Raw genomic sequence first — 20898 nt, 5'->3', positions numbered from 1 at the left:
GGGCGTTTTGCAGATGGGCCGCCAAGACGGAAAACTAGGGGCATGCGACTTTACCCCACCTTCTTCCGTGTCTGCTTCTCGTGGATGGACGCCGAACGGGCCCACAAGATCGGATTTACCTTGATCAAGGCGGCCCACCGGGTGGGGGCCGGGGGCGTGCTTCGCCGCCTGTGCGCGCCGTCCCCGACACTCCAGACGGAGGCGCTGGGCCTGACGTTTCCCACACCCTTTGGCCTGGCCGCGGGCTTCGACAAGGAGGGCCGGGGCATCAACGCCCTTGCCAACCTCGGCTTCGGCCATGTGGAGGTCGGCACCATTACGGGCCGGGCCCAGCCGGGCAATCCGCAGCCACGGCTTTTCCGGCTGGTCCAGGACCGGGCAGTGATCAACCGCATGGGATTCAACAACGACGGCGCTGCCGCCGTCGCACCCCGCCTCGCCGGCGCCGTGGCCGAGCTGGGCAGGGCGTACCCTTCCGTGCGGCCCGTGGTGGGCGTGAACATAGGCAAGACGAAGCTCGTGGAGCTTGAGGACGCTTTGGGGGACTACCTGGTCAGTGCCCGCACCCTGGCCCCCACAGCCGACTACCTGGTGGTCAACGTCAGCTCGCCGAACACCCCGGGACTTCGCCTGCTGCAAAATGTGGAAACACTGCGCCCCCTGCTGTCGGGTGTGCGGGAAACTGCCGACTCCGCGGCCGGCCGCCATGTGCCCCTGCTGGTGAAGATTGCCCCCGACCTGTCCGACGACGACGTGGCGGACGTGGCGGCCCTGGCCCTGGACCTGAAGCTGGACGGCATCATTTGCACCAACACCACAATCAGCCGCGATGGCCTGGCAAGCCCTGCGGAGCTGGTGGCGGAAAAGGGTGCAGGCGGCCTTTCCGGGGCGCCGCTGAAGGCGCGGTCACTGGCGGTGCTCCGCCAACTCAAGTCCATTGTGGGGGACCGGCTCACGCTCATCTCGGTGGGCGGGGTGGAAACCGGCGCCGAAGTCCAGGAACGGCTCGACGCCGGCGCCACCCTTGTCCAGGGCTACACGGCCTTCCTCTACGAAGGCCCGTTCTGGGCCGCCCGCATCAACAGGGAGCTGGCCAAGCTGCGGAAGTAGTACAACAGGGGGCAGGCCCGGCATTTTTCCGGCGACTATCCGACACCACGGCCGCGGGCGGCCTTAGGTGTCTCCTTTACGTCGCCTACAAAAAATGCCGGCTCCTGCCCCGGGACGTCTCTTTACGCCGGCCGGCTGGCCGGGCTGACCGTCTTGGCGGGGTCGCGTTCGATGGTCGAGGCAAGGGCGTCATCGATGGCGGCCATCAGCTCGGCCGGAATCTTCACCCCGGAGGCCTTGACGTTTTCCGCCACCTGCTCGGGCCGGGAGGCGCCGACCAGGGCCGTGGCGACGTTGTCGTTCTGCAGCACCCAGGCGATGGCGAGCTGGGCCATGGTCAGTCCCAGCCCGTCGGCGATGGGGCGCAGCTTCTGCACGTTTTCCAGGATGGAATCCTCAAGGTAGCGGCTGATCATGTTCGCCCCGCCGTGCTGGTCCGTGGCGCGCGAGCCGGCCGGTGCGGGCTGACCGGGCAGGTATTTGCCGGACAGCAGGCCCTGCGCCATGGGGGACCACACCACCTGCGACATTCCCAATTCCTTCGCCGCGGGGATGACTTCGGGCTCAATGACCCGCCACAGGGCGTTGTACTGCGGCTGGTTGGAGACCAGCGAGAAACCGGCCTGGCGGGCAAGTTCCTGCCCGCGGCGCATCTGATCGGCCGTCCATTCGCTGACACCGATGTACAGCGCCTTGCCTGAGCGCACGACGTCGGCGAACGCGGCAATGGTTTCCTCAAGCGGTGTTTCGTGGTCGAAGCGGTGTGCCTGGTAGAGGTCAACGTAGTCCATGTTCAGCCGGCGCAGGGAGTTGTTGATCCCCTCCATGATGTGCTTGCGCGAAAGTCCGGTGTCATTGGGCCCCTTGGGTCCCACGGGCCAGTAGACCTTGGTGAAAATTTCCAGCGACTCGCGGCGCTGGCCGGCCAGCGCCGCACCCAGCACCTCTTCGGCCTTGCCGTTCGCGTAGGTGTCGGCGGTGTCAAAAGTGGTGATGCCGGCGTCGAGCGCGGCCCGCACGCAGGCGGTGGCGACGTCGTTCTCCACCTGTGAGCCGTGCGTGAGCCAGTTGCCGTAGGTGATTTCAGTGATTTTCAGGCCCGAGCGGCCAAGGTAACGATATTCCATAGGCCTAAGCCTAGCGGCCGTGACGGCGCTAGCGGCCGTGACGGCGCTAGCCTTCGCTCCGAAACTACGACGCCGGCCACTTCCGTTGGGAAGGGCCGGCGCGTCGGGAGCCTGGAGGAGCGGAGGAGGTCAGCTGGGGTACTCCCCGCGCTGGACCATGGGCTTGGGGAGGCGCAGGCGGCGGAACTGGAGGGACCGCATGGTTCCGTACCAGATAACGCCGTGGTCGACAGTTTTGAACTTGTCCATGATCTTGCCCTTGAGCTTGCGGGACATGAGCCAGGCATCGACTGCCACGGCTGCAACCAGCACCCAGAAGAAGACAAAGATGTAAATCTGCATGTTGACGTTGTTGAAGACCATGGACGCCACCACGATGGCCAGCGCCACGAACATGACGTATTCACCCAGGCTGAAGCGGGCGTCCACCCAGTCGCGTGCGAACCGCTTCTGAGGGCCCTTGTCGCGGGCAGGCAGGAAGCGTTCCTCGCCGGTGTCCATGGCACGGCGCATGCGGGCCTGTTCCTCGCGCCGCGCGTCCCGGGCTGCCACCTTGGCGGCCGCCCGGTCATTGGGGACCAGGGGGCGTTTGCGGGCCTCCTCCTGGGCCCTGCGCGACGGCGTCGGGGCACCCTTCTTGGACTGGGGGTCCCGGGAGTGGTCACCGTGGGCATCAGGGGCAGGCGTTACCTGCAGGTCAGCGGCTTCATCTTTCTTACGTCCAAACACCCGTAAAGGATACCGCGTTGGCGGCCCATGGCAGGACCGGCACCTTTAGCGGCGTCGGCAGGGCGGCGGTAGGGTGGCACATATGACTGAAGAATCCCCCCTCACTTCTCCTTCCGCCGCCGCTCCGGGCGCCGGAATCCCCGTTGAAAAACTGCGCCAGAGCGTGGCCGGAAGCTTCCGGGCCACGGTGTCCGAACTGGTGGACCTCGTGGCGATACCCGGCATTGCCTGGGACGCGTTTGATGCCTCGCAGCTGGACCGTTCGGCCGAAGCCGTCGCGGCCCTCATCCGCACCACGGGCGTGTCGGATGTGCAGATCCTGCGCGTCAACAAGGATGACGGAACCCCCGGCGGTCCCGCCGTCGTCGCCCGCAAGCCTGCGGCACCGGGCTTCCCCACAGTGGTGCTCTACGCCCACCATGACGTCCAGCCGCCGGCGGACCTGACGCTTTGGCAGACCGAGCCGTTTACCGCCGTCGAGAAGGACGGGCGCCTCTTTGGGCGGGGCGCCGCGGATGACAAGGCGGGCATCATGGCCCACATCGGCTCCCTGCGTGCCCTGACCGAGGTGCTGGGCGGCGACTTTGGCCTGGGTGTGACGCTGTTCATCGAGGGGGAGGAGGAGGCCGGCTCGCCCACATTCCGTTCCTTCCTCGAAACCCACCACGAACTGCTCGCCGGGGACGTCATTGTTGTGGCCGACTCCTCCAATTGGCAGGTGGGTGTTCCGGCGCTGACCACCAGCCTCCGCGGGCTGGTTGACGGCACCGTGGAAGTTCGCGTGCTGGAGCACGCCGTCCACTCGGGCATGTTTGGCGGCCCCGTCCTGGACGCACCGACGCTGCTGGCCCGCCTGATTGCCACCTTCCACGACGACTCCGGCTCCGTCGCCATTGCCGGGCTCACGGTCGGGAGCCCGGGCGAGCTTGAATACCCGGAGGCGACATTCCGGCGGGACGCAGCAGTCCTTGATGGCGTCCGGCTGGCCGGTACGGGAAGCATCACCTCCCGCCTGTGGACCCAGCCCGCACTGTCCATCATCGGCATGGACATCCCCTCCGTCGCCCTGAGCTCAAACACCCTGCTGCCCGCGGCGCGGGCAAAGTTCAGCTTGCGCCTGGCCCCGGGACAGGATCCGCAGGCAGCCATGGCCGCCATCGACGCCCACGTGCAGGCCAATGCGCCCTTCGGGGCCAAGGTCACCTTCACCCCGGGGGAGTCCGGGCAGGCATTCGCCACGGATACCAGCGCGGCGGCGGCCCAGACTGCGATGTGGGCGCTGGGGGAGTCCTGGGGCGTGCCAGCAGTGGAAAGCGGCATGGGAGGGTCCATCCCCTTCATTGCCGACCTCAATGAGGTGTTCCCGCAGGCGCAGATCCTGGTGACCGGCGTGGAGGACCCTGATTCCAGGGCCCACAGCGCCAATGAGTCCCTGCACCTGGGCGACTTTGAGAAGGCCATCGTGGCAGAAGCCCTGCTGCTGGCAGCCATGAACCGCCCGGGCAGGGCGGGGAGCTAGCGCCACCCGCATGGCGGCCACGGGAGACCTGGCCGCCATGTGGCCCACTGAGGCGGGGAACACATCCGGCAGGTGCGCGGTTGCAACAGTTAGCGCCCCTGCCGGGCCCGACGTAGCATGTATCTGTAACCCACGTAAGGAAACGCCATGACCGCAAATGCCAATGAAGTAACCTCCGCCGCCAATGTCGCGGTGGCCGACCTGCCCGCCCACGGTGTGCTCATCAGCGACGTTGCTGCCGGCAAGGTCCGGAGCCTGCTTGAACAGGAAGGCCGCACCGACCTGCGCCTGCGCGTGGCTGTCCAGCCCGGCGGATGCTCGGGGCTGATTTACCAGCTTTACTTTGACGAGCGCCTGCTCGAAGGAGACGCAGTGCGTGAATTCGACGGCGTCGAGGTTGTCATCGACAAGATGAGCGTTCCGTACCTCGACGGTGCCAGCATTGACTTTGAGGACACCATCTCCAAGCAGGGCTTCACCATTGACAACCCGAATGCCGGCGGCTCCTGTGCCTGCGGGGATTCGTTCCACTAATCCAAGCCTGCTGTCCCGGTGTGGGGCGATCGAGCGAAATTGAGTAATTTGCCGCCGACGCACGGTGGGTTTAGTACGCATTTTGCGTGCCGTGGCGGTAAGCTCTACATCGAGTAGTAAAACCCGTTTCGCACCTCCCGTCCCTGACGGGCCCGGTGCGCAGTAACAAGAGGAAGGGCCGTCTGTGAGTTCGCAGGACCGAACCGGCAGCCGACGCGCAAAAGTCATCCCCATAGCAGGGTTGGCAATTGCCGGGGCGTTAGCTTTGTCTGGATGTACGGCAGAGAATAAGAATGGCTGGATGCCCGGCCAACGTGACACCACCAATCACACCGCGGGCATCATTGACCTTTGGGTCAACACCTGGATCACCGTTTTGATCATCGGCCTCATTACCTGGGGACTGATCATCTGGTGCATCATCGCTTACCGCCGCCGCAAGGATGCCGTCGGTTTCCCGCGCCAGACAAGCTACAACCTCCCGTTGGAGGTTTTTTATGTGCTGGTGCCGCTGTTCATGGTTTTTGTGTTCTTCCACTTCACCGACGTGGAGCAAAAGTCGATTACGGCTCGGGTGGACAACCCTGATGTCACCATTGATGTCCGGGCCAAGCAGTGGGCCTGGGACTTCAACTACATGCAGGGCAACGACATCAAGGAGTCGGTGTACTCCACGGGTGTCCAGGCTGAACTGGACGGCAAGCCGTTCGACAAGTCGAAGCTGCCCACCCTGTACCTGCCCGTCAACCGCACGGTTGAACTGCAGCTCAATTCCCGCGACGTGGTCCACTCCTTCTGGGTTCCGGCCTTCCTGACCAAGCTGGACGTCATTCCCGGTAAAACCAACTACATGGACCTGACGCCGACCGCCCTGGGCGAGTACGACGGCAAATGTGCCGAGCTGTGTGGCGAGTACCACTCCGAAATGCTTTTCAATGTCAAGGTTGTTTCACAAGCCGACTTCGATGCCTACCTTACGTCCCTCAAGGACAAGGGCCAGACCGGAACGCTTGGCAATGCGTACGACCGCAATCCGAATCTGAACAAGAAGTAGGGGGAAGAGGAAAGTGTCTACACTCGAGTACTCGGCAACCGAAGTCAATTCGGCTGCGCCTAGGGTGGTCCCCGTGTCCAAGGGGCGCATCGTCGTCAACTGGATCACGTCCACCGACCACAAGACGATCGGCTACATGTACCTGATCGCCTCCTTCATCTTCTTCTGCCTGGGCGGCGTCATGGCGCTCATCATCCGTGCAGAGTTGTTTGAACCCGGCATGCAGATCCTGCAGACCAAGGACCAGTACAACCAGCTGTTCACCATGCACGGCACCATCATGCTGCTCATGTTTGCAACACCGCTGTTTGCAGGGTTCGCCAACGTGATCATGCCGCTGCAAATCGGCGCCCCCGACGTTGCCTTCCCGCGCCTGAACGCGCTGGCCTTCTGGTTCTACCTGTTTGGCAGCACCATTGCGGTGTCCGGCTTCATCACCCCCCAGGGTGCCGCCGCCTTTGGCTGGTTTGCCTATGCGCCATTGTCCAACACCACTTTCAGCCCCGGCGTTGGTGGCGACTTGTGGGTGTTCGGCCTGGCGTTGTCCGGTTTCGGTACCATCCTGGGCTCCGTCAACTTCATCACCACCATCATCTGCCTCCGTGCCCCCGGCATGACGATGTGGCGCATGCCGATCTTCACCTGGAACACCCTGATTACCGCCATCCTGGTTCTCATGGCCTTCCCGCCGCTTGCCGCCGCACTGTTCGCACTCGGCGCCGACAGGCGGTTTGGGGCGCACATCTTCGATCCGGAAAATGGCGGGGCCATGCTGTGGCAACACTTGTTCTGGTTCTTCGGCCACCCCGAGGTGTACATCATCGCCTTGCCGTTCTTCGGCATAGTCTCGGAAATCTTCCCTGTCTTTAGCCGGAAACCTGTTTTCGGCTACAAGGGCCTGATCTTCGCAACCATCTCCATTGCCGCCCTGTCCGTGACCGTGTGGGCCCACCACATGTACGCCACGGGCCAGGTCATGCTGCCGTTCTTCTCCTTCATGACCATGCTGATCGCCGTGCCCACGGGCGTGAAGTTCTTCAACTGGATCGGCACCATGTGGCGGGGGTCCCTGACCTTTGAGACGCCCATGTTGTGGAGCCTCGGCTTCATCGTCACCTTCCTCTTCGGCGGGCTGACGGGCATCATCCTGGCGTCACCGCCGCTGGACTTCCATGTGTCCGACACCTACTTCGTGGTGGCGCACTTCCACTACGTGGTGTTCGGCACCGTGGTGTTTGCCATGTTCGCAGGCTTCTACTTCTGGTGGCCCAAGTTCACCGGCAAGATGCTCAACGAACGCCTCGGCAAGATCCACTTCTGGATGCTTTTCCTTGGCTTCCACGGCACGTTCCTCATCCAGCACTGGCTGGGCGTGCTCGGCATGCCGCGCCGCTACGCGGACTACATGCCGCAGGACAACTTCACCTGGATGAACCAGTTCTCCACCATCTCGTCGTTTGTCCTGGGCGCTTCCATGATTCCGTGGTTCTGGAACGTGTACATCACCTGGCGCAACGGCAAGAAGGTTGAAGTTGACGACCCGTGGGGCTTTGGCGCTTCGCTCGAGTGGGCCACGTCGTGCCCGCCGCCGCGCCACAACTTCACCTCCCTGCCGCGCATCCGTTCGGAGCGTCCTGCACTTGACCTGCACCACCCCGAATTGGCGCCGCACCACGTGCCGGCACCCGCCATGGCAGCCTCGAAGGGAGGCCAGAAGTGAAGGTAGAAGCCAAGCTCTTCATGCTTGTTGGAGTGTTCTTCATTCCCGTGGCCACCGTCTACGGGTTCATGGTCCAATGGCACGAGCACGTTGGCTACCTGGGCATGTACCTGCTGGCCGGACTGTGCCTGATGATCGGCGTGTACCTGTACTACACAGGCAACCGTGTTGGCGCCCGTCCTGAGGACCGGGTTGACGCTGAGATCCATGAAGGTTCCGGCGAGCAGGGGCACTTCAGCCCTTGGAGCTGGTGGCCCCTGGTGCTTGGACTTGCCTGCGCTGCCGGTTTCCTGGGCCTGGCAGTGGGCTGGTGGGTGCTGTTCATGGGTGCCGGCCTGGCCGTCATTGCCCTGATCGGCTGGGTGTACGAATACAGCCGCGGGGACCACGCCCACTAGGACCTGAATCACCTGGACCACAAGAAACTGCCCCGCCACTGTTGACCAGTGGCGGGGCAGTTTTTTGTGCTCTCTGTGGACAGCCGGCCTAGGACGGGTCCGTCAGGTCCGTGACCAGCAGGGCCGCCAGCAGGTCCACAGCCGCCCGGACTGCGCCGTCGTCGTGCTCGCCGTCCCGCACCGAGATTTCAACTTCGCTGCCGCACATGAAGTCAGCGGTCATGACCTCAAGCAGGGACCTGCCGTCTATGGGTGCCATGCCTTCCTTGGCCAAGGTGATGGGGAGCCCGGTTTTGTTGACGGCTCGGACGAAGACCGCGGCGGGCCGGGCATGGAGCCCCACACTGGCCGTTACGGTGGCTTTCCGGGTGTACATTGCTTTGCTCCTTGGCAGTTGTTGCTTTACGTATTGAGACTAGTCGTGTTTTAGGCTGGGGATGGCCAGCAAAGGAGTGTCATGAGCTATTTGGTTCCCCCTGCCGCGGACGTGCCCGGACTGCTGGACCGGCAGTCCGAAGTCTCCGTCCATATTCAGTTGCGTGAGCTCTTCCGCAACTACATCACCACCGTTGCCAAGGCGGGGCGGCAGCTTCCCTCGGAGCGGGACCTTGCCGAGCACTTCGGCGTGGCCCGGATGACGGTCCGGCACGCGATCGCGGCCCTGGTCGATGAGGAATTGCTGGAACGGGTGGTGGGTGTGGGGACGTTTATCTCCCATGAAAAGCTCGATGTCCAGGTGAAGTTGACGTCATATTCGGAAGAGATGCAGCGCCGCGGCATGCGGCCGGCCGCGCGCACACTTTCTTTTGAACAAATTCCGGCCACCGCCAGGCTGGCACGCGAGCTGCAACTGGACGAGGGGCAGGCCGTGATCAGGTTTCGCCGGCTCCTGCTGGCGGATGAGGAACCCATGAGCGTGGATGAGAACTTCATCCCGGCCTGGCGGGTTCCGGGCATCCTGGAACAGGGCCCGCCCACATCCCTGTACAACCTGCTGAGTGAGCAGTACGGCTTGGTCATTGAATGGGGGGAGGACATTGTGGAGGCCAACGCTGCCACCCCATCCATCGCCCGGCTCCTGAAGGTCGACGTCGGCACGCCCGTCCTGCGGATGGAGCGCCACGCCTTCGTTTCCAGGGCCACGGTTGACTACTCGATTTCGTTTTACCGCGCCGACCGCTACAAGCTGCGTGTGCCCCTCCAGCGGGCTGGTGCGCGAACAAGGCGCACATACTAGGGCGTGCACCTCCCAGGCCCCTGAAGGGTGCGTGCAGCCCTCAGGGGCTGCCGGTGCGGCTTGCGGCCCGAATGCCATAGGGAGTCGACACAAAAAATGGTGGGGCGGTTCCCTTTCGGGAACCGCCCCACCGTTTCTATGAGACCTGTCGGCTAGTAGGAGGAAACCTGTTTGGTCTCCTCACCGGCCTCGACGGCCTCGTGGTGTGCGTGTCCGGCAGCCAGTTCGGACGGAGTGGCGGGTGCCACGCGGTCCTCGAAGAAGAAGCTGCTGAGCGCGGCCCGGCGCTTCTCCGTTTTCGTGACGATGCCGTTTTCGTTCGGGATGCCTTCCTCGGGCACCGGCGACTCGAAGCCGACCAGCTTGTAGCGCTTGTAGTCGTCGAGCTGGGCGTGCATTTCCTGGAATTCACCGTGGGGCAGGCGCACGATGCGACCTGTCTCGCGGCCGTGCAGGGCAATTTCCCGGTCCTTGCGCTGGAGGGCAAGTGCCACGCGCTTGGTGATGATGAAGCCAAGGATTGGGCCGATGAAGAACAGCGCACGCAGCCAGTAGGTCACATCGTTCAGCGACACCTGGAAGTGTGTTGCGATCAAGTCGGAACTTGCCGCTGCCCACATCACGCAGTAGAAGATGAATCCAGCCACGCCGATGGCCGTGCGGGTCGGCGCGTTGCGCGGGCGGTCCAGCACGTGGTGCTCGCGCTCGTCACGGGTGACCCAGCGTTCGATCCAGGGGTAGGTGAAGAGGAGCGTGAACACCAGTCCGGCGGGAATGAGCGCCGGAATCAGGACGTTCAGCGACAGGGAATTGACGCCCCAGGGAAGGGGGATGTGCCATTCCATGGGAAGGCCCAGCAGCCAGCCCGGCATGAGACGGAGTGCACCGTCCACCCAGCCGATGTACCAGTCAGGCTGGGTGCCTGCGGACACGGGGGAGGGGTCGTACGGGCCGTAGTTCCAGATCGGGTTGATCGTCACAAACGCAGCAACCAGGGCGATGATGCCGAAGACGATGAAGAAGAAGCCGCCGGCCTTTGCCGCGTATACCGGACCCAGCGGGTAGCCAACCACATTGCGGTCGTTGCGGCCCGGGCCGGGGTACTGCGTGTGCTTGTGCACAACCACCATGAAGAGGTGGATGGCCACCATGAGCAGGATCATGGCCGGCACCAGCATGATGTGCATCATGTACAGGCGGCCGATGATTGCCGTGCCGGGGAACTCCCCGCCGAACAGGAAGAAGGAGATGTACGTGCCCACCACGGGGATGGCCATGACCACGCCGTCGATGATGCGCAGGCCGTTGCCGGACAGCAGGTCATCGGGGAGGGAGTAGCCGGTGAAGCCGGCAGCCATGGAGAGGATGAGCAGCACGCCGCCCACCACCCAGTTCAGCTCGCGGGGCTTGCGGAAGGCTCCGGTGAAGAACACGCGGAGCATGTGCACCGAAACAGCGGCCACGAAGAGCAGCGCCGCCCAGTGGTGCACCTGGCGCATGAACAGACCGCCACGGACGTCAAAGGAAATGTTCAGGGAGGAGTTGTACGCCACCGACATCTCCATTCCCTTGAGGGGAACGTAGCTGCCGTTGTAATGGGTCTCCGCCATGGACGGGTCAAAGAAGAACGTCAGGAAGGTCCCCGACAGCAGCAGGATGACGAAGGAGTACAGCGCCACTTCGCCGAACATGAAGGACCAGTGGTCCGGGAATACTTTGCGGCCGAATTCCCGCAGGATTCCCGAACCGCCGACACGCTGGTCAACAAAGTCGGTGATCCGGCCCGTGGAAGTCTTGGGCTTGAATTGTGCTTGCGTTGAAGTGCTCATGATCAGCTGCGCTCCCAGAAGCTCGGTCCAACAGGTTCGTGGAAGTCGCTCTGAGCGACCAGGTAGCCTTCGCTGTCCACCGTGATGGGAAGCTGGGGCAGGGGGCGGACTGCCGGGCCAAAGATGACCTTGCATTCCTCCGTGAGGTCAAATGTTGACTGATGGCAGGGGCACAGCAGGTGGTGCGTCTGCTGTTCGTAGAGGGCCACCGGGCAGCCCACGTGGGTGCAGATCTTGGAGTAGGCGACGATGCCGTTGTAGCTCCAGTCTTCGCGTCCCTTGGAGGGGTGCAGGTCTTCGGGGTTGAGGCGCATCAGCAGCACCACGGACTTGGCCTTTTCGTTCAGCTTTCCGGTGGTCAGGCTGTTAAGGGACTCCGGGATGACGTGGAAGGCGGAGCCGATGGTGACGTCCGTGGCCTTGATGGGGGTGCCGTCAGGGTCGCGTGCCAGCCGTTCGCCTTCCTTCCACAGGGTGTGGTGGAGGCTGTCGCCCGGAAGCGGGCCCAGGTCGCGGAAGATGGCTATGGCCGGCAGGGGAGCCAGGGCCATCGCACCGATGAGAGTGTTGCGAATCAGCGGGCGGCGCTTGATTCCGGTCTCCTCGATGATGTCGTCAACAATCTTGACGGCGGCAACGCGGTCCTCTTCACTGCGCAGCTCGTGGCGTTCTTCCGACACTTCGTGGTCGGGCATCAGGGCGCGGGCCCAGTGCACGATGCCGGAGCCAATGCCCAACATGGCAAAGGCAACGCCGAGTCCCAGGAACGTGTTCTGCAAGCGCAGGGTGGCAATGGTCTGATCCAGCCGAATGCCAAAGTAGGCAAAGAGGAACAAAAGGGTGCCAACAATGGAAATCCCAAAAAGAATTGCCACCTGGCGCTCAGACCGCTTTGCTGCCTTGGGGTCCGTGTCGGCCAGTCGCAAACGATGTGGAGGCAGTCCCGGGTCCTGGAACTTGTCCACCTCTTCGTGACCAGCCTTAGCTACGGTGTCCGAGCTTGTCGGCGAGCCGTCACTATGGTTGCCCATAATCCCCTCATCCTTCTCTTATCCCGGTACGTTCCCGGGGTCGTAATGTATGTTTCTCGTGGCTGTCACCAGCCAAAAACGTGTGGTGCAGGGACCTTAGGAAGTCCGCGAGGTGAGCCAGATGGTGAATCCGATGATGACACCCAGCACTGCGGTCCAGAGGAACAGGCCCTCGGAAACCGGTCCAAGCGAGCCGAGGGCGGCACCGCCCGGGGAACCCTGGCTCTCAATGGTGTTAAGGAAGGTGATGATGTCTGCCTTGCCCTGCGGAGTGATGTTCGCGTCATTGAAAACGGGCATGTTCTGCGGGCCGGTCACCATGGCCTCGTAGATGTGGTTGTTCGACACGCCGGCCAGGGCCGGGGCGAACTTGCCGCGGGTCAGGGCCCCGCCAGCTGCGGCTGCGTTGTGGCACATTGCGCAGTTGACGCGGAACAGCTCGCCGCCAACGGTGGCGTCGCCCTTGCCGGTCAGGTACTTTGCGTCCGGAATGGCCGGGCCGTCACCGAGGGTGGCCACGTAGGCCGCCAGTTCGCGGGTCTGGTCGGCATTGAACTGTGCGGGCTTTTCCCGGGCCTGCGGTCCCTGCATCTGCAGGGGCATGCGGCCGGTCCCCACCTGGAAGTCGACTGCTGCGGCGCCGACCCCTGCCAGGGACGGTCCGGCCTTGGTGCCGCTGGCGCCGATGCCATGGCAGGTGGCGCAGTTGGCCACGAAGAGCTTCTCGCCTTCATTGACCTGCTGGGCGGTATACGTTGCGGTGTCGGCCTTGGCCGAATTCACTGTTGTGACAACGGCGTACAGCCCACCTGTCAGCAATAGCCCCATCACTAGCAACGCTAGTGCAGCCAGCGGATGACGTCGCTTCTGCGAAAGTGCCTTCACTTGGTGGTTCCTTTGATCTATATTCGGCAGCCCCTAGTGAGAGCCGCAAATGCTATTTCTGCCTCGTGTAGAAGAAGACTGTTTCAGCCTACTTTAGGACGTAGATGACCAAGAACAGGCCAATCCACACGACGTCCACAAAGTGCCAGTAGTACGAAGTAACGATGGCGCTGGTCGCTTCGAAGTGTCCAAACTTCTTGGCGGCGTAGGCCCGTCCGATGATAAGGAGGAACGCAATCAAGCCGCCGATCACGTGCAGGCCGTGGAAGCCCGTGGTGATGTAGAAGGCAGAGCCGTACGCATTCGCGTTGAGGGTGATGTGCTCGGAGGTCAGCATGGCGTACTCGGTCGACTGACCGGCTACGAAAATGGAGCCGAGAATGAAGGTCAGCAGGAACCACTCCGTCATTCCCCAACGGGAGAACTGGAAGCGGCGGCCGATGCGGCGGGGCTGAAGGTTTTCCGCGGCAAACACGCCCATCTGGCAGCTGAAGGAGCTTGATACCAGGACGAGGGTGTTGACCAGCGCGAACGGGAAGTTCAGCTTGGCCGTTTCTTCTGCCCAGAGGCCACCGGTGGTGGATCGCAGGGTGAAGTACATGGCAAAAAGACCGGCAAAAAACATCAGCTCGCTGGACAGCCAAACAACGGTTCCTACAGAAACCATGTTGGGCCGGTTCAGCGTCGGATGCGCCGGGGTACTGGGGGCATGGGTCGCAGTTGTCACATAGACATTATGTCTATAAAACTCCAGACTTCCCAATGCAAAATGCCGTTTTGCCGATCTTTTTCTACAAACCTGCGAAATTCCGGGTGTTTCACAGGGTCAGCCCAGAGTGGTATGCACACGGCCTGTTTGCTGTCAATGGTCACAATGGGTCCGCGGGGCGGGCCGTCGTCTAACATTTGGAGGGTGAACCCACTTGATGCGCCCCTTGCCGCCGAGCCAACCTGGCCGAACCTGATTGCAGCACTCATTGCCCGCAACGACTTGGGCGCAGCGCAGACTGAATGGGCCATGAACCAAATCATGGCCGGCAATGCCACGGACGTGCAGATTGCCGGCTTCCTGGTGGCGCTGCGGTCCAAGGGGGAAACGGTGGCGGAGATCAAGGGCCTGGTGGAGGCAATGCTCTCCAACGCCCGCCCGCTGTCAGTGCCGGGGGATGCCCTGGACATTGTGGGTACGGGCGGGGACCGCCTGAACACCGTGAACATCTCCACCATGGCGGCCCTGGTCTGTGCCGGTGCCGGGGCGACAGTGGTCAAGCACGGCAACCGGGCATCGTCCTCGGCTGCGGGTTCCGCAGACGTCCTGGAGGCGCTGGGTGTCCGCTTGGACCTGCCCCTGGACATGGTGGCACGTGCCGCCGCAGAGGTGGGCATCACATTTTGCTTCGCCAATTACTTTCACCCGTCAATGCGCTTCGCGTCCGTGGCGCGCCGGGAAATCGGCGTCCCCACGGCGTTCAACTTCCTCGGCCCGCTCACCAACCCCGCCCATGTGGTGGCATCGGCCATTGGGGTGGCGGACGCCCGCATGGCCCCGCTGGTGGCAGGCGTCCTGGCCGCCAGGAATGTCCGGGCGCTGGTGTTCCGTGGCAGCGACGGCCTCGATGAGCTGACGACGACGGGCCCCTCCAAGGTCTGGGAGGTGCGGGACAATGTGGTCGCCGAGAGCGAGTTTGACCCGCTGGACGTGGGGATCCCGCGGGCAACCATCGATGACCTGCGGGGGAAGAACGCGGCGTACAACGCCGACGTCGTACGGCGAATCCTTGACGGGGAACGCTCTCCCATTCGCGACGCCGTCGTGCTTAATGCCGCAGCGGGCCTGGTCGCCTACGACAGGGGCGCGTCCGGCACGCTGAACGAGCGCATGAAGTTCGCCCTGGCCCGGGCGGAGGCGGCCGTTGACGGCGGCGCCGCGGCCCATGTGCTCACCAGCTGGGTTGCCCTCGGCGCCGAAGGCATTTAGCGGTTGGTGGCAGTGAACCGCAGCATTCCCGTCGTTCGCTAGTGGTCGAAGCCCAGGGAGAACGCCGCGTCCAGATCGTGTTGGGAGTATGCGCGGAAAGAGATCTGCGTGGTGGTGGACATGACCGACTTGACCTTGGAGAGCTTGTCCGCGATGACGTCCGCCAGGTCCTCGTGCTTGGCCACGCGGGCAATGGCGATCAGGTCCCATTCACCCGTCACGGAGTACACCTCGCTGATGCCCTCCAGTTCCGAGATTTCCTGGGCGGATTCGGGAATGCGGGAGGCGTCGGTCTTGATCAGGACAAATGCGGTTATCACGGGTGGGGTCCTTTTCGTGGGGGCACTTTGACGTGGGCTGTCTTCGGTTTGATCGTAGCGCAGAGGCGGCTGGTTTAGCGGTTGCGGCTGCTTCGGGCCACAAGTCCCACGATGGCCCGCTGGCCGAGCAGGAACAGGCCCAGCACCAGTGTGGCAACAATGACGAACGGCAGGGCGGCCGTGCCGCCGGCCAGGATCCGCAGGGCCATGCCGCCGGCCACGGTAATGAGCCAGATGCACACGCCGGCCGGCCAGAGGCTGGCGGGCCTGCGCCAGTTGCGTGTCAGCACCCAGCCGGCGGCCAAGGCCACCAGGAACGGCCAGGCCGTGGTGAAGACGCCTCCCATGGACAGCGCCTCATGGTGGGAGCTGCGCCCGGATACGGCGAAAATGACAACCAGCACCACGTCGAGGACGGCTGTGGAGGCGAGGAGCTTGGGCAGGGGGTTGGCTGATATTTGCGTCACCTGCCAAGTTTAGCCGCCATCGTGGGGCCCGGTTGGCGGCCTGTGGCCGTCTGGCGGGCGTCCCGCCGGCAGGCATGCATTGAATCGGCATTGGCCGCCAGCTACGATCGTCTCGACAAGGCAACAGGGAAGCAAGCGGCAGGGGAGTGGTGGACGTGGGCAGCATTGGCACATGCCTTTGGTTTGACGGCAAGGCAGAAGAGGCAGCGAACTTCTATGTGGGACTCTTTGAGAACTCCAAGGTGGGCGAAGTGGCCCGGTGGGGCGAAGGCGGCCCGTACCCTGCCGGAACAGCGTTGACGGTGCAGTTTGAACTCGAGGGGCGCAGTTTCCGCGGGTTGAATGGCGGCCCGGACTTCACCTTCAACGAAGCCATCTCCTTTGAGCTGTTCTTTGACACGCAGGAGGAGCTTGACGCCACGTGGGACGCCCTGACGGCCGACGGCGGCCAGGAGAGCCAGTGCGGCTGGCTCAAGGACAGGTTTGGGGTCTCCTGGCAGCTCATTCCGAACATGCTGCCCTCCGTGCTCGGCGGGCCCGACCCGGCCGGAGCCGCGCGGGCCATGCAGGCCATGCTGGGGATGCAAAAGCTCGACATCGCTGCCCTGCAGGCCGCCTACGACGGCTAGCCTGCCTCGGGCCGCTTCGCCAGGCCCTGCACCACCTGCACGCCGGGCAGCTTCACCAGTTCCTTCGGGTCCAGGCGCAGTTTGCTGGTCCGGTTTCCGCCTCCCATGATGACGTCCGGCTGCTCCAGCACGGCGCTGTCCACGTAGATGGGCATGCCCGCTATGCCGAAGGGTGTGACACCGCCAATCACCATGCCGGTGCGGTCCACGGTGAGCTCGGCGTCGGCGAAGGATGCCCGCTTGACGCCGAGCAGTTCCTTGACCTTGCTGTTGACGTCCAGCCGCGTGGTGCCAAGGACCACGCAGACGGCCTGAACGGACGGTTCCGCCTTGCGTGAGGTGACCACGATGGTGTTGGCGGCCCGCTCCAGCGAGACGTCGTAGTGGGCACAAAACGCGGCCGTGTCGGAGAGCTCGTCCGCGCAGGCGAGCACCTGGTGGGCAATGCCGCTGCTTGCCAGCGCATCGCGGACGGCGGGCATGAGAATGTCGGTGGAAACGGCGTCGTGGTTGGTCATGCTCCAAGGGTACCCAGCGTGCCCAGACCGAACGGCGCCTGGAGTCAGCCGTTCCGGGCGAACAGCGTGGTCAGGTAGAAGATGAAGCTGGCCGCGCCGACGATGGCCCCGGCAATGGCAAGCCCCCGGCCGCGGGCGCCTGAGGCCCGGATTTCCCGCAGGCCGCGCAGGCTGAAGAAAATGCCCAGCAGGCCCAGGAAGCCGAAGATGAAAAGGCTGATGCAGGCTGCCGCGAATCCCCAGATGGCCATCTTGTTCCACGCCGTGCCCGGAGGTGTGCCGGGAGCGCGGTGGGGGAGGGGCAGGTAGGTTCCCGGGGCGAAGTATTCCTCGCCGGGGGTGTTCGACGGCGGTTGTTCCGACATGTTCCTGCCTTTCCTGGTGGCCCGTGCAGTTTCCAGTCTGGTGCATCGGCGGCTGTTACGCGCGTCAGACACGACCGGCTGGAGAACCACCGTCCGCCGAAAGCCGTACTACGGCCTGAACGCCGCCCAGGCGGTGCGGTTTCCCCTGATTTCCAGGGTGCCGCCGTCCAGCATGGAGCCCGCCGAGTGGTCGGCCAGCAGGCCTGCCAGTGCCGCCAGGTCTTCGGGCGCTGCGGCGCCCTCCAGTGCGGGGCCGATCCGCCCCAGGAAGGTGCGGGCAAAGCGGGAGGCAAGTTCCGGCGTCGGCCGCGCCTTCGAGGGGAATGCCCGGCGTTCGACGGCGGCGAATCCGGCGCGTTCCAGCGCGGGCTGCCAGTCCGGATGGGCGTTCCAGCCCAGCCCGGCGAGCGCTGTGTGCAACCGGGATTCGAGTCCGCCGTGGAAGCCGTCGGGCAGGAACTGCGGCAGGCCGTCCATCTCGATGACCAGGAGAAGGCCCCCGGGCGCCAGCGCGGAAAACATGGCGCGCAGCGCCTGCTCGGGGTCGGCCAGCTCGTGAAGGGAAGACGATGCCCAGATGAGATCGGCGCCGCCCAGGGCGGGCCAGTCGGCGTCGAGGTCGGCTTCCAGGGTGCGGACACGGCCCGCCATGCCAAGGCTGCGTGCCGCCTCCAGCGTTCGGGCAAGCATGTCCGGCGACTTGTCCAGGGCAATCACGCCCGCCCCGGGGAAGCGCCCGGCCAGGGCCAGGGTGCCGGCCCCGGAGCCCGCGCCGACATCCACGATCGCGGCAGGGGAGGGGCGCAGTTCGGCCGCCCATTGCGTCACGCCGTCAAGGTAGGCGCCTAGGATCTTAGCGTCGAGGTCCAGCATTTCGGCCAGGCCGTCGCCATGGTGGTGGCCTTGTGCGTTTCCGCCGTCGTGGTGGTGGTTGTGATCAGTCATGGTTTCAGGCTATCCCCATCCTGCGTCAATGGCATAGACTTTTGCGCATGGCGCAAGAATATTCCTTGGACTCTGTCATCCGGCAGCGCATCCGCGGCCTCCGGCTGGCCCGCGGCTGGTCGCTGGACAGCCTCGCCGCGCGCTGCGGCCTGAGCCCGTCAACGCTCAGCCGCCTCGAGACCGGCCACCGCAGGATGGCGCTTGACCAGCTGGTGCCGATTGCCCGGGCGCTGGACACCACGCTGGATGCGCTGGTGGAGCCTGTCGGCGACGGGGACGTCGTCATCAGTCCCGAACCCAGCCATGCGCCCGGCCTGACCACGTGGGTCCTTTCCGAGGAAGGTGCGCTCAATGGCAAGGTCGTGGCGAAAATGCGGATCACGCACGAGAGGCCGGGGCAGCTGGGCGTCCATCCGGGGCGGGACTGGTTTACGGTGCTGTCGGGCACGGCCCGTCTGGAGCTGGGGGAGCGGACCGTCCTTGTCCGCGCGGGGGAAGTGGCCGAGTTCTCCACGATGGTGCCGCACTCCATTGGCGCCCACGGCGGACCCGTGGAGATCCTCTCCATTTTCAACCACGACGGCGGACTGGCCCACCTTCACGGGGCCGGCCATGCGTCGGGGTCTTAACTCAGGCGGGAATGGGCAATCACGAGGCCGATCGGGGCGCTGACCAGCAGCACCACCACCATGATGCGAAAGGCCCACAGGAGCCACGGCAGGTGTTGGCTGGCACCCCGCACTGCCCAGATGAATGCCACCAGGGTGACGAGCAGGAGTCCTGCCCCTGCATACGTCAGCGCGGGTGCGGTGAGGATCGTGCCGAGAAGGACGGCGACGGTTGAGAGGTTGAGCAGAGCAACTTCGGCTGCCAGGAGCCCGGCCGGCAGGCGTTTTGACGCCAATTCGGCCTGGCCGATGCCCAGGACCAGCTGGGCCAAGCCGCCTACCAGTACAAGGTAGGCCACTGCCCACGCAGAGGTGTAGCTGGGGGAGCCCGCGCTTGCCGCGGAGACCACCCCGCCAAGGATCAGGCTGATGCCGCCGAGGGTGAGGAAGGGGATAGCTGACTTGTTCACGCTTCCCAGCATATTTGCCTTCACAGGCAGGGTTCGACGGCGGTGCATGCCGCCGTTGTCAGCTTTTGGCGCTGGGTGCTTCGAGCCGGCTGCGAAGGGTGGCCACGCCGGGCCCTTCCAGCTCGTCGCAGAACGCGGCGCGACCGGCCATGGCCATGGCGAGTGCAAGCGTGGTGCCGCGGACCAGGGGCCCTTCACCGTTGGCCAGGGGGCCGTCGCTTGCCTCCACCCGGAGGCCGGCAACGGCCTCCTTGCTTTTGACGGTGAAGCTGCGGCGGGAGAAGAAGCCGGCGACCTCGGTCGCCGTTTGGATAGGCAGCCGGTGTGCAATCCCCAGGGGCCGGCGAATGTCTTCGGCATGGACCACCACCTCGCCCAACCAGGCGGCGGCAGGCCCAAAGGGTGATGTGGTGCTGGGGATGACTTGGCGAAATTGCGACAGGGTATCGGCGGGTGTCGGGCCCAGGTGCTCAGCCAGGCGGCGGGAGTTGTGCAGCTCGAAGTCAAACCTGGCGCCGAGGGCACTGCCAATCCAGCGCAGCGGACCTGTGCTTGCCGCTGCGCTCAGGTGGGCCACCACCTCTTCGACATTCCAGCGTTCGCACAGGGATGGGGAAGCCCACTGCTTGTCGTTGAGCATGGCAAGGTCTTCTGCCAGCGCGGCACGCTCCGCGTGGATGGCGGCCCACAGTTGCTTGTTTGGCATCGGCTCTGTCAAGGGCTCCTCTTTCTCAAAACCACACACTCTGGATGATGCCGGCAGCGCCAATGACCACCAATCCTACAAAGACTGTCAATGAGAGGAGGCTGGCGATTTGGGAGGTCCTGTCCAGTTTACGGACACTGTCACCCTTCCGAAACGCAAGCCAAACGGAGAATGCAGCAACGGCGGTGAGGACAGGAATGGACACAATGAGCAGCAACAAAAAGCCAACGCCGTCCCAGCCGGCCGCATTCCTGGACAGGTACCAGAGGGAGCCCGCCACGATGAACGGGACCACGGCTAAGATCAGTGCCCGGTACCTGATCCATCCCCACATGCCGCTATCCGCTTCGGCGGCCGGTGCCGGAAATTCCCGGCATCAAGGTGGAGGAGAGACCTTCGTGCGCGCTTCCAAGAATTCCGACCATGCCAGACTCCCCAACCCCCACCAATTCAGTCCCGCGTACACAGCTCGAGGACCTGCTACTGGACAATGTATCCCAGAATAATTTCTTGCACACTGCTTGCAAGGACATTCCAAATCGGGCCATCTCCAAACTGCCTCCGGGGCCGGCTTCCACTCGGTCCTGACATCCGAATCGCCAAGAAGCTTCAGGCCCGCCGTTGTCGAACTTCATCTGATGCAACGGCTTACCGGGAGCGGACTGCCCGCACCTTTTCGCCGTGAATTGAGTGAGGAATAATGCTTTCCATGACTAGTG

General features: G+C 64.0%; 25 protein-coding genes. 10 read left to right on the top strand and 15 right to left on the bottom strand.

All coding sequences use genetic code 11. The annotated features are described in order from the left end of the window. The first annotated feature begins 42 nt into the window (after positions 1-42). Positions 43-1110 carry a quinone-dependent dihydroorotate dehydrogenase gene (locus tag LPN03_RS14550; RefSeq protein ID WP_262454787.1) on the top strand — a complete coding sequence of 356 codons (1068 nt, stop codon included), beginning with the start codon at positions 43-45 and terminating at the stop codon, positions 1108-1110. Between the two features lie 122 nt (positions 1111-1232). On the opposite strand, the gene LPN03_RS14545 is transcribed toward LPN03_RS14550, so the two are convergent. Together LPN03_RS14545 and LPN03_RS14540 are read right to left on the bottom strand one after the other, a co-directional pair. Next, positions 1233-2237, bottom strand: coding sequence for an aldo/keto reductase family protein (locus tag LPN03_RS14545; protein ID WP_165183378.1), 1005 nt, complete (start codon positions 2235-2237; stop codon positions 1233-1235). A gap of 129 nt (positions 2238-2366) precedes the next feature. Beyond that, positions 2367-2966: a DUF3043 domain-containing protein gene (locus LPN03_RS14540; RefSeq protein ID WP_165183379.1), complete on the bottom strand. Its 600-nt coding sequence runs from the start codon at positions 2964-2966 to the stop codon at positions 2367-2369. Between the two features lie 82 nt (positions 2967-3048). Between LPN03_RS14540 and LPN03_RS14535 the strand changes: the two genes are divergently transcribed. The 5 genes from LPN03_RS14535 (at position 3049) to LPN03_RS14515 (ending at position 8191) form a co-directional block, all read left to right on the top strand. After that, complete coding sequence (locus LPN03_RS14535) at positions 3049-4485, top strand: dipeptidase (RefSeq protein WP_165183380.1); 1437 nt, start codon at positions 3049-3051, stop codon at positions 4483-4485. A gap of 147 nt (positions 4486-4632) precedes the next feature. After that, positions 4633-5019, top strand: a complete 387-nt coding sequence (locus tag LPN03_RS14530) for a HesB/IscA family protein (RefSeq protein WP_165183381.1) — start codon at positions 4633-4635, stop codon at positions 5017-5019. 184 nt (positions 5020-5203) lie between these two features. Then, positions 5204-6073 carry a cytochrome c oxidase subunit II gene (gene coxB / locus LPN03_RS14525; protein WP_165183382.1) on the top strand — a complete coding sequence of 290 codons (870 nt, stop codon included), beginning with the start codon at positions 5204-5206 and terminating at the stop codon, positions 6071-6073. A gap of 13 nt (positions 6074-6086) precedes the next feature. Further along, on the top strand, positions 6087-7793 hold the full coding sequence (ctaD, locus tag LPN03_RS14520) for a cytochrome c oxidase subunit I (RefSeq protein WP_165183383.1): 1707 nt from the start codon (positions 6087-6089) through the stop codon (positions 7791-7793). Then, a complete protein-coding gene (locus LPN03_RS14515) occupies positions 7790-8191 on the top strand; it encodes a cytochrome c oxidase subunit 4 (protein WP_165183384.1) in 402 nt (133 codons plus the stop codon). The genes ctaD and LPN03_RS14515 overlap by 4 nt, the downstream gene beginning before the upstream one ends. Before the next feature lie 88 nt (positions 8192-8279). Here the strand turns inward: LPN03_RS14515 and LPN03_RS14510 are convergent, their stop codons facing one another. Further along, positions 8280-8567 carry an HPr family phosphocarrier protein gene (locus LPN03_RS14510; protein WP_165183385.1) on the bottom strand — a complete coding sequence of 96 codons (288 nt, stop codon included), beginning with the start codon at positions 8565-8567 and terminating at the stop codon, positions 8280-8282. Positions 8568-8648: 81 nt separating this feature from the next. Here LPN03_RS14510 and LPN03_RS14505 point away from each other — a divergent pair, with 81 nt between their 5' ends. After that, positions 8649-9428 (top strand): GntR family transcriptional regulator, encoded by a 780-nt coding sequence (locus LPN03_RS14505; RefSeq protein WP_165183386.1) that lies wholly within the window; start codon positions 8649-8651, stop codon positions 9426-9428. Between the two features lie 152 nt (positions 9429-9580). On the opposite strand, the gene LPN03_RS14500 is transcribed toward LPN03_RS14505, so the two are convergent. From LPN03_RS14500 to LPN03_RS14485, 4 genes are all read right to left on the bottom strand, one after another. Beyond that, positions 9581-11257 (bottom strand): cytochrome b, encoded by a 1677-nt coding sequence (locus LPN03_RS14500; RefSeq protein ID WP_262454784.1) that lies wholly within the window; start codon positions 11255-11257, stop codon positions 9581-9583. A gap of 2 nt (positions 11258-11259) precedes the next feature. Continuing rightward, complete coding sequence (locus LPN03_RS14495) at positions 11260-12288, bottom strand: ubiquinol-cytochrome c reductase iron-sulfur subunit (protein WP_262454783.1); 1029 nt, start codon at positions 12286-12288, stop codon at positions 11260-11262. A gap of 96 nt (positions 12289-12384) precedes the next feature. Then, positions 12385-13173 (bottom strand): c-type cytochrome, encoded by a 789-nt coding sequence (locus LPN03_RS14490; RefSeq protein WP_165183725.1) that lies wholly within the window; start codon positions 13171-13173, stop codon positions 12385-12387. Positions 13174-13261: 88 nt separating this feature from the next. After that, on the bottom strand, positions 13262-13900 hold the full coding sequence (locus LPN03_RS14485; RefSeq protein WP_262454782.1) for a heme-copper oxidase subunit III: 639 nt from the start codon (positions 13898-13900) through the stop codon (positions 13262-13264). A gap of 147 nt (positions 13901-14047) precedes the next feature. Here LPN03_RS14485 and trpD point away from each other — a divergent pair, with 147 nt between their 5' ends. Then, positions 14048-15151 carry an anthranilate phosphoribosyltransferase gene (trpD, locus tag LPN03_RS14480; protein ID WP_410468603.1) on the top strand — a complete coding sequence of 368 codons (1104 nt, stop codon included), beginning with the start codon at positions 14048-14050 and terminating at the stop codon, positions 15149-15151. A gap of 38 nt (positions 15152-15189) precedes the next feature. Here the strand turns inward: trpD and LPN03_RS14475 are convergent, their stop codons facing one another. Both LPN03_RS14475 and LPN03_RS14470 read right to left on the bottom strand, forming a co-directional pair. Then, on the bottom strand, positions 15190-15471 hold the full coding sequence (locus LPN03_RS14475; RefSeq protein ID WP_165183726.1) for an Lrp/AsnC family transcriptional regulator: 282 nt from the start codon (positions 15469-15471) through the stop codon (positions 15190-15192). A gap of 74 nt (positions 15472-15545) precedes the next feature. Continuing rightward, positions 15546-15938, bottom strand: a complete 393-nt coding sequence (locus LPN03_RS14470; protein WP_262454780.1) for a DUF3054 domain-containing protein — start codon at positions 15936-15938, stop codon at positions 15546-15548. Between the two features lie 155 nt (positions 15939-16093). On the opposite strand from LPN03_RS14470, the gene LPN03_RS14465 reads away from it, so the two are divergent. Continuing rightward, positions 16094-16567, top strand: coding sequence for a VOC family protein (locus tag LPN03_RS14465; protein WP_262454779.1), 474 nt, complete (start codon positions 16094-16096; stop codon positions 16565-16567). Here LPN03_RS14465 and LPN03_RS14460 read toward each other — a convergent pair. The 3 genes from LPN03_RS14460 to LPN03_RS14450 form a co-directional block, all read right to left on the bottom strand. Then, on the bottom strand, positions 16564-17085 hold the full coding sequence (locus tag LPN03_RS14460; protein WP_262454778.1) for a YbaK/EbsC family protein: 522 nt from the start codon (positions 17083-17085) through the stop codon (positions 16564-16566). The genes LPN03_RS14465 and LPN03_RS14460 overlap by 4 nt on opposite strands. A 44-nt stretch (positions 17086-17129) precedes the next feature. Next, positions 17130-17450: a DUF4190 domain-containing protein gene (locus LPN03_RS14455; RefSeq protein ID WP_165183729.1), complete on the bottom strand. Its 321-nt coding sequence runs from the start codon at positions 17448-17450 to the stop codon at positions 17130-17132. Between the two features lie 108 nt (positions 17451-17558). Then, positions 17559-18395 carry a class I SAM-dependent methyltransferase gene (locus LPN03_RS14450; RefSeq protein WP_262454777.1) on the bottom strand — a complete coding sequence of 279 codons (837 nt, stop codon included), beginning with the start codon at positions 18393-18395 and terminating at the stop codon, positions 17559-17561. Between the two features lie 47 nt (positions 18396-18442). Between LPN03_RS14450 and LPN03_RS14445 the strand changes: the two genes are divergently transcribed. Then, positions 18443-19024 carry a helix-turn-helix transcriptional regulator gene (locus LPN03_RS14445; RefSeq protein WP_262454776.1) on the top strand — a complete coding sequence of 194 codons (582 nt, stop codon included), beginning with the start codon at positions 18443-18445 and terminating at the stop codon, positions 19022-19024. Here LPN03_RS14445 and LPN03_RS14440 read toward each other — a convergent pair. From LPN03_RS14440 to LPN03_RS14430, 3 genes are read right to left on the bottom strand one after another with little or no spacing between them, the layout of a single operon-like run. Further along, complete coding sequence (locus tag LPN03_RS14440; RefSeq protein ID WP_262454775.1) at positions 19021-19473, bottom strand: hypothetical protein; 453 nt, start codon at positions 19471-19473, stop codon at positions 19021-19023. The genes LPN03_RS14445 and LPN03_RS14440 overlap by 4 nt on opposite strands. 58 nt (positions 19474-19531) lie before the next feature. Beyond that, a complete protein-coding gene (locus tag LPN03_RS14435) occupies positions 19532-20179 on the bottom strand; it encodes a maleylpyruvate isomerase family mycothiol-dependent enzyme (RefSeq protein ID WP_262454774.1) in 648 nt (215 codons plus the stop codon). Positions 20180-20204: 25 nt separating this feature from the next. Then, complete coding sequence (locus tag LPN03_RS14430; RefSeq protein WP_262454773.1) at positions 20205-20513, bottom strand: hypothetical protein; 309 nt, start codon at positions 20511-20513, stop codon at positions 20205-20207. Positions 20514-20898: the final 385 nt, after the last annotated feature.

Origin of the sequence: Arthrobacter sp. A2-55 (assembly GCF_025548615.1) — a bacterium.
In the GTDB taxonomy this organism is placed as follows: Bacteria; Actinomycetota; Actinomycetes; order Actinomycetales; family Micrococcaceae; genus Specibacter; species Specibacter silviterrae.
This window is presented reverse-complemented; position numbering and strand designations above follow the sequence as displayed.